General features: G+C 48.4%; 10 protein-coding genes, 2 pseudogenes and 1 CRISPR repeat array. Of the genes and pseudogenes, 7 read left to right on the top strand and 5 right to left on the bottom strand.

The window, feature by feature from the left end:
* Positions 1-31 precede the first annotated feature (31 nt).
* Both B5D50_RS19180 and B5D50_RS19175 read right to left on the bottom strand, forming a co-directional pair.
* A complete protein-coding gene (locus B5D50_RS19180; protein ID WP_078922124.1) occupies positions 32-1,240 on the bottom strand; it encodes an RNA-guided endonuclease InsQ/TnpB family protein in 1,209 nt (402 codons plus the stop codon).
* A pseudogene (locus B5D50_RS19175) lies at positions 1,237-1,858 on the bottom strand (IS607 family transposase). The gene B5D50_RS19180 and the pseudogene B5D50_RS19175 overlap by 4 nt, the downstream one beginning before the upstream one ends.
* Positions 1,859-2,094: 236 nt before the next feature.
* On the opposite strand from B5D50_RS19175, the pseudogene B5D50_RS20905 reads away from it, so the two are divergent.
* The 3 genes and pseudogenes from B5D50_RS20905 to cas3f form a co-directional block, all read left to right on the top strand.
* Positions 2,095-2,402, top strand: a pseudogene (locus tag B5D50_RS20905) (DDE-type integrase/transposase/recombinase); the annotation flags it as partial.
* Positions 2,403-2,535: 133 nt separating this feature from the next.
* Positions 2,536-3,510: a type I-F CRISPR-associated endonuclease Cas1f gene (cas1f, locus tag B5D50_RS19165; RefSeq protein ID WP_078924264.1), complete on the top strand. Its 975-nt coding sequence runs from the start codon at positions 2,536-2,538 to the stop codon at positions 3,508-3,510.
* Entirely contained in the window at positions 3,507-6,794 is a 3,288-nt protein-coding gene (gene cas3f / locus B5D50_RS19160; RefSeq protein ID WP_078924263.1) for a type I-F CRISPR-associated helicase Cas3f, read from the top strand. The genes cas1f and cas3f overlap by 4 nt, the downstream gene beginning before the upstream one ends.
* Positions 6,795-6,805: 11 nt before the next feature.
* Here cas3f and B5D50_RS19155 read toward each other — a convergent pair whose 3' ends face one another.
* The 3 genes from B5D50_RS19155 to B5D50_RS19150 are packed head-to-tail and all read right to left on the bottom strand — an operon-like array spanning position 6,806 to position 7,462.
* Positions 6,806-7,075 carry a PIN domain-containing protein gene (locus tag B5D50_RS19155; protein ID WP_159448687.1) on the bottom strand — a complete coding sequence of 90 codons (270 nt, stop codon included), beginning with the start codon at positions 7,073-7,075 and terminating at the stop codon, positions 6,806-6,808.
* Positions 7,068-7,220, bottom strand: a complete 153-nt coding sequence (locus B5D50_RS20265; RefSeq protein ID WP_143594429.1) for a PIN domain-containing protein — start codon at positions 7,218-7,220, stop codon at positions 7,068-7,070. Before B5D50_RS20265 ends, B5D50_RS19155 begins: the two co-directional genes overlap by 8 nt.
* Positions 7,217-7,462 (bottom strand): type II toxin-antitoxin system Phd/YefM family antitoxin, encoded by a 246-nt coding sequence (locus B5D50_RS19150; protein WP_078924261.1) that lies wholly within the window; start codon positions 7,460-7,462, stop codon positions 7,217-7,219. Before B5D50_RS19150 ends, B5D50_RS20265 begins: the two co-directional genes overlap by 4 nt.
* A gap of 140 nt (positions 7,463-7,602) precedes the next feature.
* On the opposite strand from B5D50_RS19150, the gene csy1 reads away from it, so the two are divergent.
* Genes csy1 through cas6f form a run of 4 tightly spaced genes read left to right on the top strand, consistent with a single transcriptional unit; the run spans position 7,603 to position 11,328 of the window.
* On the top strand, positions 7,603-8,829 hold the full coding sequence (csy1, locus tag B5D50_RS19145) for a type I-F CRISPR-associated protein Csy1 (RefSeq protein ID WP_078924260.1): 1,227 nt from the start codon (positions 7,603-7,605) through the stop codon (positions 8,827-8,829).
* Positions 8,826-9,692 (top strand): type I-F CRISPR-associated protein Csy2, encoded by an 867-nt coding sequence (csy2, locus tag B5D50_RS19140; protein ID WP_078924259.1) that lies wholly within the window; start codon positions 8,826-8,828, stop codon positions 9,690-9,692. Before csy1 ends, csy2 begins: the two co-directional genes overlap by 4 nt.
* Positions 9,693-9,706: 14 nt before the next feature.
* Entirely contained in the window at positions 9,707-10,720 is a 1,014-nt protein-coding gene (csy3, locus tag B5D50_RS19135; protein ID WP_078924258.1) for a type I-F CRISPR-associated protein Csy3, read from the top strand.
* A gap of 8 nt (positions 10,721-10,728) precedes the next feature.
* A complete protein-coding gene (gene cas6f / locus B5D50_RS19130; RefSeq protein ID WP_078924257.1) occupies positions 10,729-11,328 on the top strand; it encodes a type I-F CRISPR-associated endoribonuclease Cas6/Csy4 in 600 nt (199 codons plus the stop codon).
* Positions 11,329-11,465: 137 nt separating this feature from the next.
* Positions 11,466-15,573: a CRISPR direct-repeat array (repeat unit 28 nt; unit sequence GTTCACTGCCGGATAGGCAGCTTAGAAA).
* Positions 15,574-15,576: the final 3 nt, after the last annotated feature.

Below are 15,576 nucleotides of genomic sequence, written 5' to 3'. Positions count from 1 at the left end.
TTATTTCAAACCTATCCCAACCTACCTCTATCTAACTAAAAGTAGGTTGGGTGTTGAATACCTGCTTCACAGGGGCTGGTTTCGCGGGTCGCTTGCGCGCCAAGCCAGAGCCATCCTCTCCACAGGCAGACACCGTGTAACTCACGGCGTAGTGGGCTAAGTTAATAGCCGCGTTCACATCTCGGTCATGGCTTGCACCACAACACGGGCATTCCCACGATCGGATGGATAGCGGGAGTTTATCTACCTTTTCACCACACGCTGAACAGGTCTTGCTGCTGGCAAAGAACCTGTCTGCCACCACGACCACCGCACCCCGCATGGCTGCCTTGTATTCCAGTTGTCGCCGAAACTCAAAAAATCCCATGTCACTGATGGCACGGGATAAATGGCGGTTTTTCACCATGCCCGACACATTCAAATCTTCAATGCCGAGGGTGTGGAAACGGCGGGTCAAATCCGTGGTAAGTGGGTGCAAACTGGCTTGGCGGATGTTGGCAATGCGGGCGTGAAGTCTTGCCAGTTTTGCTTGGGCTTTAGCGCGGTTGGCGCTGCCTTTGGTCTTGCGGGACAGGCTGCGGGATAGCCGTTTGAGGCGGGAAAGCAAGGCTTTGTGCGGCTTCGCCCCGACCACTACTTCGCCCGTGGACAGCGTTGCCAGTGCAGATACGCCCAAATCCACCCCTACCACCACACCTTGGTTTTCGGCGGGCGGGAGGTGATTGTGGTCTTGCGTGTCCACGGTGATACTGGCGAACCACTGGTCGGCGGTGCGGGAAATCGTGGCGGAGAGAATTTTACCGGGAAAGCGTAACGTCTCCCGCATCCGCACTAACCCAAGGCTGGGAATGCGAATGCGGCAACCGTCAAAGGTGAACTGGTCGTTGGTGAGGGTGAAACTGTCACGGCTTTTGCCTTTCTTGTTGAATCGTGGGTACTTCGCACGTCCGGCAAAGAAGTTTGTGAAGGCTTGCCCCAGTTGGATGATCGCCATTTGTGGGGCATTTTTGGTGACTTCCAGCATCCACGGGAATTGTTCCCGTTTGATAGCGTTCAATTGGCGGCGTAGCGCCATCTGGTTGGGTTTGGGCTGGCTGTTGTCGTCTTTCCATGCCGCGTATTGGCTTTGCCATTCTGCCAATGCCCAATTATAGGCAAACCGCGCCGTACCCGCCGCCTTAGCAAAGTACGTGGCTTGTTTATTGTTGGGGTCAAGACGGATTTTGTGGCTGATGATCATGTGCGCGCATCCTCCACGGCTTGCTTTACTCCGTCCAGCAGCTTTTTGTTTTTGCGCGAACGTGAGCCATACAATCGTGCTGAGAAAATCGTGATGATTTCCAGCACATCGGTGGCCAAATCTTCCTCGAAAGCGGTGTCCTCGCCGTTGTTCACGATCACCACTTCCACGTGTTTCGCTTCACAGATGGAAAACACTAGTTCCGCCCCAAACCGCAGCAGGCGGTCTTTGTGGGTGATGACTAGCCGCCCGACATGCCCCGCCAGAATCTCATTGAGCAGGCGTTTCAGCCCTTTTTTGTAGTAGTTCATACCTGAACCAAGGTCAGATATTAGCTCGAATGTCCAGCCCTGTTGGGCGCAATACAATTCCAGCACTTGCTTTTGGCGTTCCAAGTCGGCTTTCTGATCGTGGCTGGATACACGGGCGTAGGCAAGTGTTTTGCGGCTGTCTTCGCTGGCACGGAACAGTTCCGGCTTGAGTTTCAACAGATCATAACGGCGGTGTTTGCCGGAGGTGTGTTCGGGAATTAACCGACCTTCCGCTTCCCAACGGCAGGGTCGGTACAGACACTCCAAGGAGTTTTGAGGCTTCACTGATCGGGACTAATCTATTCATATTGATGAGTACAGAGTAGATTTAATTAGGTTTAAAGAAAACAGATCAAACCCTGAAGCTAGCGGCTGAATCGGGCATAGTCAAGGCAGCTCAGCGACTAGGTTTGCACGAATCACAGCCGCCTTCGCAGCTGAGCATGTCCGCCTAAAGCGTCAGCTCGCTCAGCAAGCAGAGGAGTTGTCGATCTTAAAAAATGCGGCGACGTACTTCTCCAACAGGATGACCAGCAGCACTACAACCTAAAAACGGTCGCTGCCAGCTTGCAACGCCAAGGTCTGATTGTCAAAGTTGCCCGTAAGTTCAAGGCAACTAACTACAGCAAGCATAACTTGCTCGTGTTTCATAACCTGTAAATCAGGACTTTAGCACCACCGCGCCTAACCAGAAATGGGTGGGTGACATCACCTACCGGTGGACAGAGGCGGGTTGGCTCTATCTGGCCGTCATCCTTGATCTGTATTCTCGTCAGGTGATTGGCTGGTCAATGTCCGAACGGATGACTGCTGATCTCGTGTGTGATGCCCTGCGAATGGCTGTTTTCAAATATATATGTTGGTTAGCTTAATTGACTGCTATTGTTAATGATGTTTTTTGATTTGATTCTTGATTGAAATTTTTAATCTAGGTTTGGCAGTGTTAAGATTAATATTTGTCCAATTTGATTAGGGCTAATATTGATGGCGCAAGCGTATTCTCATCATCAAGATATTCTCCATTCCAAGCGTGCCAATATGTATTACCTTGAACACTGTCGTGTCATGGTGAAAGATGGGCGAGTAGTATTTTTAAAAACTGCTCAAGAAGAAAACCAGTATTGGAATATACCGATTGCCAATACCACAGTTTTATTGTTGGGTACAGGCACCTCAATTACCCAAGCCGCAGTACGCGATCTGTGTGGAGCAGGGGTAATGTTTGGGTTTTCTGGTGGTGGTGGAACACCCTTATTAGCGGCGACCGAAGTTAAACCTGCGAATGAAATTGAATGGTTGTCCCCACACAGTGAATATCGCCCCACCGAGTATTTACAAGCTTGGCTCAGTTTTTGGTTTGATCCACACAAGCGCTTAAGTATTGCCAAGTTGTTCCAAACTCAGCGTTTGCAGTATTTAGCCAAGGTCTGGGCTAAAGATAGAGTCTTAAAAAACTATGATTTTGCAGTGAACGATAGCCAATTAGATAAGACGCTGGCACGTTATCAGCAGGATATTCAAACCAGTTCGGATGTTACGAAATTGCTAGCGGCAGAAATGCAGCTCACCAAATCCTTATATGCATTTGCGGCGAATCGTACCCAAGCAGAAGGCTTTACCCGCGATCATGACCCCGCACAAACCGATAGCGCCAATAAGTTTTTAAATCATGGCAACTATCTAGCCTACGGTTTAGCCGCGACGTGTTTATGGGTCTTGGGTATTCCACATGGCTTTGCAGTGATGCACGGTAAAACCCGGCGGGGTGCTTTGGTATTTGATGTGGCTGATTTGATTAAAGATACCTTGGTGTTGCCGCTGGCATTTATTGCAGCCCACGAAGGCGATACCGAGCAAGAGTTTCGCCAGCGTTGTTTGCAAGCCTTTACTCAGCATGAAGCGCTGGATTTCATGTTTGATTGCGTGAAAGAGGCTGCACAAACAGGGTCGGCTTTATGATTGTCACCTTTGTTTCGCAGTGCCAAAAAAACTCCCTGAAACTCACACGGCAAATTTTAGATGCTTACGCCAATCGAATTGGTGAGCGTACTTGGCAAACCGTCATTACCCAAGAAGGCTTAAATGCCGTCAAAAGCCGCCTCGCTAAAACCGCCCGCAAAACTACAGCGGTGGCCTGTCACCGGATGCATGGCACGAGCCGAACCGAGTTAGTCTGGATTGTCGGTAATAAGCGCGAGTTTGATTTTACAGGCAATGTGCCGGTGAATCGTACCCAGCGCGATTTACTCAAAGAGCATTGGGAAAATGATTGGCAGTATTTGCAGCTGATTAAAGTTTTGGTAGCACTCTCGGCTTTGTTTCATGACTTTGGCAAGTCGTGGGATTATTTCCAGATTATGCTCAAAGATAATAAAAAACGTGACCCGATTCGGCATGAATGGATTTCACTCTTGCTATTCAAAGCACTGACTGATGGCAAAAGTGATCAGCAATGGTTGGGTGAATTGATTGCGCTCAGTAACCAGTCAGCAAAAGAACGCCAAGCTTTTACCAAACAACTCATTGAAACGGCTAAGCCCCCCATTGAGTCAAAAGACTACCCCTTTAATGAAAATTGGAGCAGTTTAGCCACTTGGATAGGCTGGCTGATTGTGACACACCACAAATTGCCCCACATGAGTGAAGCTAGTTTTTCGAGTGCAGGCGAAAAAAAGCAACTACGTTGGATAGTGCTAAAAAACATCCAACGCACGATGGGCTATATCAAACCTATCAATGAAAAGAAACCCGCCGAGCTTAAATGGAAATTTAGTCAAGGTTTGCCCTTATTATCTGAGGCGTGGTGTAAAGATGCGGCACGTTGGGCAAAGAAAGCTCAAGAATTATTGCCGCGTGTGCCAGAGGCTGAAACTAGCGAGCGCTTATTATTAACTTTAGCACGCTTGTCTTTGATGCTGGGTGATCATAATTATTCTTCAGCTGAAGCAGACAAGGGCTGGAAAACCAGTTTAGAACTCAATGCGAATACCGATAGAAAAACAGGTCAGCCCAAGCAAAAGCTCGATGAGCATTTAGTTCGGGTTGCGGAGGCAGCTTTAGAAATTACCCATTTTCTGCCGCGTTTTGAAACCGAACTACCCAAAGTCGACGAGTTACGTGCCTTACGCAAGCCTGCTAAGGGGATGTTTGCATGGCAGAATCAAGCCGTGCAGAAGCTAGCAGAATGGCATAAAGGGCATGATCTAGCCAAGCAAGGTTTTTTCGCGGTGAATATGGCGAGCACGGGTTATGGCAAGACTTTTGCTAATGCCAAAGTGATGGCTGCCTTACAAACAGATCATAGTTTGCGCTTTAACCTTGCTTTAGGTTTGCGTACTTTGACCTTGCAAACGGGGGATGAATACCGCGAAAAACTCCAGTTAGATAAAACCCAACTAGCAGTTTTAATCGGTTCGGCAGCGGTGCGCTTTCTACATGAGCAAGGCAAAGCTGAGCAAACCGCTGCCGCACAAGTAGAAGCGTTGGAAGCGGAATCGGGTTCGGCTTCAGAACAAGATTTAACCGCCGATTTAGAGCTGATTTATGAAATGGCGATTCCTGAAACGCGCTTTAGCACGATTTTAAAAAATACTAAAAGTCGCCAGTTGCTGTATGCACCCGTCGTGGTTTCCACGATTGACCACCTAATGCCTGCCACGGAAAGTACCGCAGGCGGTAAGCAGATTTTGCCGATCTTGCGTTTGATGTCGGCGGATTTGGTGATTGATGAAGTGGATGATTTTGACCAAAGCGACATGCCTGCAATTGCGCGCTTGGTGCATTTAGTCGGGATGTTGGGACGCAAGCTGATGATTTCCTCGGCGACCCTTCCGCCAGCGGTGGCTGAAGGTTTATTTCAAGCTTATCAAGCAGGCTGGAGGCTATTTGCCAACTCACGTAAGCGCCAAACGGAGGTCACAGCGTTTTGGTTGGATGAGTTTGGTGCACAGGTTGAGTTAATCCCCGACAGTGCGGCGTTTCAACAGGCGCATCAAGCCTTTGTCACTCAGCGTTTACGAGCTTTAGAGCGTGAGCCTGCTAAGCGCAAAGCTTTGATTCAAGCCATCGAGCGTTTGCCTGTGGATACTGAGCGCGAAGCGATTGAGCGAGCTTGGTTTGAGCGCATTTTGCAAGGCTGTATTGACTTGCATCGTGTGCATGCAGAGCACGATGAGGCCACAGGTAAGTACTTATCGCTAGGTGTGGTGCGGGTGGCGAATGTTGATCCGTGCATTCAATTGACACGCTATTTGTTGGATTGTGCATTGCCAGACGAGCTTGAAATTCGCGTGATGGCTTATCACGCTCGCCAAGTCTTATTGCTGCGTTCAGAGCAAGAGCATCATCTGGGTCAAGTGCTGAATCGGAAAAATGGGAAAAAGCCGCAAGATCATTTATTGATTAAGCGACACTTACAGGGAACTACCAAACCTCATGTGATCTTTATTCTGGTCGCCACACCTGTGGAAGAAGTCGGGCGTGACCATGATTTAGATTGGGCGGTGATTGAGCCGTCGTCGCTGCGTTCCATGATTCAAATGGCAGGACGGGTATGGCGACATCGCCCCATTCAAGAGGATTTAAAACCCAATATCCGGTTGCTCGAGCGCAATTTGAAAAGCTTGTTAAACAAGACAGAGGCACAACCTGCGTTCTATCATCCGGGCTATGAAAGTAAAGCGTATCTATTAAACAGCCACGGCTTAAAGGACTTGGTGGATGAGCAAGTGTTGGCAAATAAGTTAGATGCTGCGCCACGTATTCAAGCCGCTAACCCTTTGAAACCGCGTGAAATGCTGGCTGATTTAGAGCATCAAGTCTTGCAGGATGTTTTGCTCAAAACGGATTACCACCCGCGCCAAGTACAAGCGTGGTTGCATTGCGCCTATTACCTCACGCGCATGGCACAACAAGCCACTCCGTTTCGTGATTCTGATAAAGACAGCAATTTTAAATTACATCTGACCGAGGAGGAGGGTTTAGAGCTGCGTTTCCCTGAAGAGGATGGCAAGCGCGGTAAGGCAGCGGCGAATCTGCATATTGATACCTTGTCCGAAGCCTTGAAAAAACGCCTGTGGCTGCCCTTGGATTATGCAGAGTTGATTGCAAGCTACAGCCAGATTCGGGAGCGCAGTGTGCGCAGTACCTGTGAGTTTTTGGGGGAAGTGCGCTTGGAGGATCGAGAAGGGGAGACGCATTTTGTCTTTGCGCCAGAATTAGGATTTCAACGGCGCAAAGCTTAAAAGAGGTTGTTTTAATCCTCCCAAGGATTGAACAGTAGTGCGCCAGTGGGAACGAAGTCAGCCACATTGCGGGTCATGACGGTTAAACCATGACGTAAGGCAGTAGCAGCAATTAAGCCATCATTGGCTGCGACGATACGCCCTGAGCGTTGGGCTTTAGCGGTCATTTCGCCCCAAAGGCGTACTGTTTCCAAATCAATTGACAGGATACGGTCATGGTAGTGCGTTTCGAGGGTGTTTAGCCATCGCCTTAAGTCGCGTTTGCGTTGGCTGTCATCCAAGAGGGCCTTTAGTGATCTCGCCAATGGTAACGACGCTGACGAATAAACCAGAGCTTTGCCGTGCCTCTACTGCTTGGCGAACCTGTAATGGGCAAGTGGGCTTGCGTAATTCGGAGAGTATGCAGGTATCAAGCAGCACTCTCATAAGTCCACAGCTCGCATCGGAGAAGGATCGCGTTTTAAATCAAGGTCATTCAAATCAGGCGTACTCTCTAAAAGAAATTGTCGGAAATTCGGGCGTTCTCCCAGCAGGCGTTGGTAGTCCTGTAAGGAGAGAATCACAACCGATTCGTCGCGCCGCAAAATTTGTTGCGGGCCTTGGCTCAGTGCAAGTTTTACCACTTCACTAAAGCGATTTTTAGCATCTGCTAAGCGCCATTGCATCATAAGCTGCCTCCTTGTGAGCTAGCTAATCTAGCTAGAAGCATGGGCAGATTAAGCGGTTAAGTCAAATACAGATAATAGGGGGTGAGATAAACGATGCTTGTCTTTGAAGCCAAGTGCATTTTTGTAGAAAGGATTATTTTATGAGCAATCCGATTGTCACGTTTTTAGATGGACGTAAGCAGAAGCCTTTGAAGGAAGGTAAAAAGTCCGCTGCCGAGATTGAGAGTGATTATTCCACCTTGGTGTGGGTGGCGAATGCGGCACAGCGGGCTGCACAGCTGAGTTTGGTGTCGCATCCGGCGAAGTTTAGTCATCCTGATGCGCGGGCTACGCCGGTATTATTTGTAGGTGAGTATAAAGCCGATGGCTTTCTGCGTTCAGGCAATGCATGCGCAGGGCAGGATGTGGTGGGCAATGCGGCGGCTTTGGATGTGTATGCGTTTTTAAGTTTGTCGCTGGAGGATGGGCAAACCGTCTTGCAGCATTTTGAAGCGCAAACAGCGCAGTTAAAGGGCTTATTAGGTGCGGATGAAGACACCTTTCAAGCGTGGCGTCAGTCATTTTTGCAAATCAAAAATAATGCGGAAGGGAATAAAACCCACCCGAATGTGAAGCAGGTCTATTTCCTGGTGGAAGACAGTTATCACTTGTTATCCGTGTTGTATCCGTCGGGCTTGATGACTGAGCATCGCGAGCGTTTACGCAATATGAAGTTTTCTGAGGCGACTAAATTGGCGCGAGAGGCACGTCGCAAGGGGCAGTTTCATGCACAGGGTTTTGCGGATATGGCCGGTATGTTGACTCAGCATTTTGGGGGTACCAAGCCGCAAAATGTCAGTAAGCTGAATAGCAATAATGGTGGTGAAGCTTGGCTATTGCCTTGTTTTCCGCCGGAATTGGATAGCCGCTATCTTCGTTTGCCCAAGACGGATTTTTTTAAAACGCTCTACAGCAAAGATAAGGATTTGCAAGAGCTACTGGCAGGCTTGCATAAGCTGTTTGCTATTGAGCATTACACCAATGTGGCGATACGAGAGCAGCGCAAGCGCCTAATGGCGCAGGTGTTTGAATGGGTGTTGGAGCGTGCCATGCGTTTGCAATTGCAGCCAGCCGCTTGGTCAACGGCGCAAGGTTTTGAACTGCCCTTAGCGCAGCAGCTTTGGCTGGATGCGGCTTTCCTAGATCAACGGGCAACGCATGTGACTTGGCAAGAAGACATCGCTGAGGCGGTGATTGCTTGGTTTATACCTACCTATAATCGCTCGCGCTCGAAAAATGATGCTGTGACTTTAGGCGTGACAGAAGTGACTGCGTTTCAGAATGAATTAGTGACCTACTTCCGCCAGCATAAGGATTACCTCCAATGAGCCACTATCTATTGCTCAAGCGTTTGCGGGTGCAAAACGCGAATGCTTTATCCAGTGCCTTTACCTTTGGCTTTCCGGCGGTGACTGCGTTTATGGGCTTGGCGCATAAACTCCAGCGGGAGCTGAATCCTGACCATTCGGCGCATGAATTTCAGTGCTCAGGTGTAGGCATTGCCAGTCACAGTTTTACGATGCAAGACCATCAGGAAGGCTATAACCGCTCCTTAAAGCTCACCGCCAATCCTTTGGATAAAGACGGTAATCGACCTTCATTTGTCGAGGAAGGGCGCTGCAACTTGACCGTTTCCTTGTTGCTGGAAGTCAAAAATCTCCCCACAGGGCGCGATTATGATGAGCTGCCAGCACGCATAAAGCAGTTGTTATTAAGTCGCTTTAAATTAGCAGGTGGCGATATTCTCGATGTTAAGGTAGTGGATTTTATTGAGGATGAAGATAAAGCCTTACGCAGCCTCATGCCTAGCTATGTACTGATGGAGCGGCGCGATTTAATGCTGGAAGCGATGCAAAGTGGGCAAGACGCTTTGGATGCTTTGCACGGGGCGCTGCAACTGAATCACACCTGCACTGAACTTGATGATGACAAAGGACAATGGCAAACCAGCCGCACGCATAAGGGTTGGATAGTCCCGATTGCGACGGGTTTTCATGCCCTTACGCCTGCCGCGCTCGCCGAAAATCAACGGGATAGCAGCACCCCCCATCGTTTTGCTGAATCGGTAGTGACTTTGGGTGAATTTAAGATGCCGATTCGTTGCGAGAGCGTGAATGAAATTATTTGGCGCTATCAACAGGATGGCGATTTGTATTTATGTACTCAGCAGGCCGCTGAACTTAATGTTTAAAAAGGAGAATTAACATGGCGAAAGAACCTAAAAAGGGCAAAGCAAGCATGCCGTCCGTCTTGGCATTTGAGAAAAAATTAGTGCCGTCCGATGCGCAACTATTTGCAGTGAGTTGGGGCGAGCGGCAGGGCAAAGCGCAAGGCTTGAAATTACAAGTGAAGTCGGTGCGTGGCACGATTTCCAATCGTTTATCCACTGCCTTGGAAAATGACCCCGCCAAACTGGATGCGGAAGTCGAAAAGCCTAATCTACAGACGGTCGATCATTGTGCCTTACCGAATGATAAAGATACTTTAAAGGTGCGTTTCACGCTCAAGGTGTTAAGTGGTGTGCAGACTCCATCCGCGTGCAATAACCAAGCGTTTAATGAAACCTATAAAACAGCCGTGCAAGGCTATGTGGAGAAAACAGGCTTCAAAGAATTAGCGCAACGCTATGCCACCAATCTTGCTAATGCGCGGTTCTTATGGCGTAACCGTGTGGGGGCGGAGCAGCTTGAGGTGCGGGTGACACATGTGCGCGGTGAAGAAAAAACGCAGTGGGTTTTTAATGCGCGGGAAATTGGTTTAAACGGTTTTGATCATCCTCAAGTGCAAGCCTTGGCTGAGGTGATTGCTGCGAGTTTAAGTGGTCAAACTGATTTTGCACTCTTGGATATTGAAGCGTATAGCCAATTAGGTGAGGGGCAAGAGGTTTATCCGAGTGAGGAGTTGGTGACGGACAAAGGTGATAAAAGCAAGATTTTGTATGATACCGAGGGGATTGCCGCGCTGCATTCGCAAAAAGTCGGTAATGCCTTACGCACGATTGATACTTGGTATGCCGATAGTGTGGAGCGTCCGATTGCAGTCGAGGCCTATGGTGCAGTTACCAATTTGGGAACAGCCTATCGTAAGCCGACCGAGAAAAAGGACTTTTACACGCTATTTGATAGGTTCGGTACAGGCGAAACGATTGGCGAGAATGAAGCACATTATGTGATGGCTATGTTGGTGCGTGGCGGTGTGTTTGGTCAGTCCTCGAAGTAGGGGAAATTATGTATCACTATATTGAATTAAGTTGTCTACCGGATGAGGGTGTACCTGCGGCCTTTATTCTGGGTAAGGTGATGGATACGGTGCATTTGTGCTTAGTCAACTTGCAAAAGGAGTTGGGGCATAATCCGGTCGGTTTGAGCTTGCCAGAGTATCGCTATCAGCAGGATGAGCAGGGCAAATTGCAGGAGGCGAGCCTTGGTAGCAAATTACGCTTGATTAGTTTAGAGGCAGCGTCTTTAGAGCGGTTGCACTTAAAAGCGCAACTACGACGGTTGGAGGATTATGTCCATCAGCGCCAAAGCTCGATTGAACGTCCGAATCTAAGTTTTTCAACCTTTCAACGAGTACATGTTAAGTCGTCGGTAGAACGCTTGATTCGCCGTCGTATGCACTCTTTGGGTGAATCCTTAGAACAAGCTCAAGCCGCATTCAAGGATTTTGAGGAAGCACGTAGCGATTTGCCGTTTATACATTTGCATAGCCATAGCAGCGAACAAGCTTTTCGTTTGTTCATTCAGAAACGGCCAGCCTCTAAACCAGACCATTGGCAATTTAGCTCGTATGGTTTGAGCACCACCGTGGGTGTACCGGATTTCTAACCGCTACCCCAATTTTGGCAACGTCAAAATCGCTCTTTAACAATCAAACACTTAGCGAAACGCTTAAAAAAAGGGGTAAATACTAAAATTTACCTTTTTTTGTTTGAAAAACGGGGACTTATCGCGTTATAGTCTCTGTTCACTGCCGGATAGGCAGCTTAGAAAATCATCGACATTTATTGGGTTATCGAGGCAATGTTCACTGCCGGATAGGCAGCTTAGAAATTATCTTTTTCGCTAGGTTCATCCATACTATTGTTCACTGCCGGATAGGCAGCTTAGAAAGATAATAATAAGAATGATGACAACGGTAGCTAGTTCACTGCCGGATAGGCAGCTTAGAAATGATACCAGAAGCAGCTGTTCAAGCTGCCAGTGTTCACTGCCGGATAGGCAGCTTAGAAAGTTATTATTGCCGCGCTACTTACCTTGCTGATGTTCACTGCCGGATAGGCAGCTTAGAAAACATCCGGCAAGTAGTCGGAGTTATTGAAGTCGTTCACTGCCGGATAGGCAGCTTAGAAATTCACCCGATGCTATATCAGCACAGACAAGCCGTTCACTGCCGGATAGGCAGCTTAGAAACTCCGCTAAATCTCGCAGCATGTCAATACTTAGTTCACTGCCGGATAGGCAGCTTAGAAATTAAAGTATCGCGTTAATAATGGAGCTGTATCGTTCACTGCCGGATAGGCAGCTTAGAAAAGCTTTACAAGGGCGTATTTGGTGCTGACTTTGTTCACTGCCGGATAGGCAGCTTAGAAAAAGGAGGCCAACGGGCAAGGCGCAATGCGAGCGTTCACTGCCGGATAGGCAGCTTAGAAAACCGGCCCGCATGCATTCATGGCGCAGATTTGGTTCACTGCCGGATAGGCAGCTTAGAAAGATACCTTATAAGCGTGGGCGCGTGGGTAAAGGTTCACTGCCGGATAGGCAGCTTAGAAATTTAAGCGGAATAGAAACGTATTGAAAAACTCGTTCACTGCCGGATAGGCAGCTTAGAAACGTAAGCATGGGCTGGATTAAGCATTGCACCTGTTCACTGCCGGATAGGCAGCTTAGAAATTGCTAATCCCGTACTTATCAGCAAGCTCCCTGTTCACTGCCGGATAGGCAGCTTAGAAAATCGTTTCGTGGGCAACGGCGTTATTGACGGCGTTCACTGCCGGATAGGCAGCTTAGAAATGATGAATGTATAATAGACTCAATTTGGGTCTGTTCACTGCCGGATAGGCAGCTTAGAAAGCTAGCACGCTGATGAGCGGGGATGCCGATTTGTTCACTGCCGGATAGGCAGCTTAGAAAATCACCAGCGCCACAAAATAAATATGCATGCCGTTCACTGCCGGATAGGCAGCTTAGAAAATACCCAAGGCAGCGGCAATCGCTTTGCGTCCGTTCACTGCCGGATAGGCAGCTTAGAAACCGCTGACGCTCACGAATGGCTGCAATGGATAGTTCACTGCCGGATAGGCAGCTTAGAAATCAGCCTCATAAATGAGCTGCCGATCATTTTCGTTCACTGCCGGATAGGCAGCTTAGAAATTTGACTACAGTGCCTGTGGCTGGGGGGAGTAGTTCACTGCCGGATAGGCAGCTTAGAAAACCACTCGACGAGCCGCCTGCGCTCGTCGAGGGTTCACTGCCGGATAGGCAGCTTAGAAAATTCCAGTTAACATCATTAACTAACGTATTGTGTTCACTGCCGGATAGGCAGCTTAGAAAAGACGGCTTAGTCTCAACCTGCACTAATACACGTTCACTGCCGGATAGGCAGCTTAGAAAACTTCAGGCGGTACCGGTTTGCTTTGTACCAGGTTCACTGCCGGATAGGCAGCTTAGAAAATCGGGAAGTGTTGCCAGCACTCCAACAAAACGTTCACTGCCGGATAGGCAGCTTAGAAATCAAGATAAGCATTTGAATGGCAGAACCAAGCGTTCACTGCCGGATAGGCAGCTTAGAAAATACGGATGTTTCCAAAGGTATTGGTAAATACGTTCACTGCCGGATAGGCAGCTTAGAAATCAAGATAAGCATTTGAATGGCAGAACCAAGCGTTCACTGCCGGATAGGCAGCTTAGAAAATACGGATGTTTCCAAAGGTATTGGTAAATACGTTCACTGCCGGATAGGCAGCTTAGAAACACTGCTTCTTAGCGCTATCTATCGCGTCAATGTTCACTGCCGGATAGGCAGCTTAGAAATCGACATTGGCCCAACCATCGTTAGGAATGATGTTCACTGCCGGATAGGCAGCTTAGAAAGTTGCTGTTCACGATAGTTTCCTCTTTCATCAGTTCACTGCCGGATAGGCAGCTTAGAAATCTTTCCGCTGAACCCTTCTCCTTTTTCCCAGGTTCACTGCCGGATAGGCAGCTTAGAAAGTCACAGAGCGTGTGTTCCTCACGCCTTTTATGTTCACTGCCGGATAGGCAGCTTAGAAAACTACATGGGTCTAAAATTCTAGCTGCTGCTGGTTCACTGCCGGATAGGCAGCTTAGAAATATCAAATTGATAGTATAAAACAATCAAAATGGTTCACTGCCGGATAGGCAGCTTAGAAAGAAGATTAACGATGGTGTCTGTAGCAGTATGAGTTCACTGCCGGATAGGCAGCTTAGAAAACTAGCTTGTAAACAGTACGACGGGATAGGTCGTTCACTGCCGGATAGGCAGCTTAGAAATGCAAAGACGATTACGCAAGATATGAAGATGCGTTCACTGCCGGATAGGCAGCTTAGAAACGTAAAAATCGGCGATTTTCTTAAAGAGTCTGGTTCACTGCCGGATAGGCAGCTTAGAAATCATTGAGGAGCACCACGCGCCTTTAACGCTCGTTCACTGCCGGATAGGCAGCTTAGAAAACCGCTGTAGGCCACACCGTCAAAGCGCTTAGGTTCACTGCCGGATAGGCAGCTTAGAAATTCAAATGTACCCCCGCAATCTGATGCGCATTGTTCACTGCCGGATAGGCAGCTTAGAAACTTGAACGCTACCGCGTGGAAGAAATGGCAATGTTCACTGCCGGATAGGCAGCTTAGAAAGTACCAGCAATGCGCTTGTCGCGCTCAGCGTTGTTCACTGCCGGATAGGCAGCTTAGAAAAAATTCGGGGAGCAAAAAAAGAGGTGGTGCAAGTTCACTGCCGGATAGGCAGCTTAGAAAGTTCCACGTAGTGCGTAAGTAATCAAGTATGCGTTCACTGCCGGATAGGCAGCTTAGAAAATTAGCTAAACACCAGTGAGCGACCAGCGACCGTTCACTGCCGGATAGGCAGCTTAGAAAATTTGCATAATGCTTGGCTGGTCGCCAAGCGAGTTCACTGCCGGATAGGCAGCTTAGAAAGCCTGTTAGCCCACTAAATGCAACATAATCATGTTCACTGCCGGATAGGCAGCTTAGAAAAACTCAAAAAAGACGGCGATCAAACCTTCGTAGTTCACTGCCGGATAGGCAGCTTAGAAAAGAAGCAATTATCCTATTGGGTGCTTGCCAGCGTTCACTGCCGGATAGGCAGCTTAGAAAAATGACATTAAAACCATTCTTTAAGGTTAAACGTTCACTGCCGGATAGGCAGCTTAGAAATTTCAGCTCCACGCCGGTGACGCGATACACGAGTTCACTGCCGGATAGGCAACTTAGAAAGCACTCTCTCCATACTGCACGTAAAATACACCGTTCACTGCCGGATAGGCAGCTTAGAAATATGGCACATTTAACGACGTGACGGGTTGCATGTTCACTGCCGGATAGGCAGCTTAGAAATTGCTGTTGTTCTGGTGGAACGTCAGGACAAAGTTCACTGCCGGATAGGCAGCTTAGAAATTCAAATGTACCCCCGCAATCTGATGCGCATTGTTCACTGCCGGATAGGCAGCTTAGAAAAGTAGCTTTAGTTGATGAATCCAGCATACTTAGTTCACTGCCGGATAGGCAGCTTAGAAAAAGTTAAAACAAGAAGTTTAGGAGGTTGAAGAGTTCACTGCCGGATAGGCAGCTTAGAAAAAACCAGATGCGCTAGTCGATTTTATTACTCAGTTCACTGCCGGATAGGCAGCTTAGAAAGCAACGTCGAAGCAAAACAGTTTGCTCATTCAGTTCACTGCCGGATAGGCAGCTTAGAAATATGGCACATTTAACGACGTGACGGGTTGCATGTTCACTGCCGGATAGGCAGCTTAGAAAGCCTTGGGCGCTATGGGTTGCGCTGTTTGAGCGTTCACTGCCGGATAGGCAGCTTAGAAAACC

The sequence above is a fragment of the Thiothrix eikelboomii genome (assembly GCF_900167255.1).
Taxonomy (GTDB): domain Bacteria; phylum Pseudomonadota; class Gammaproteobacteria; order Thiotrichales; family Thiotrichaceae; genus Thiolinea; species Thiolinea eikelboomii.
The sequence above is the reverse complement of the archived record's forward strand: the minus strand, read 5'-3'. Positions and strand labels throughout refer to the sequence as shown.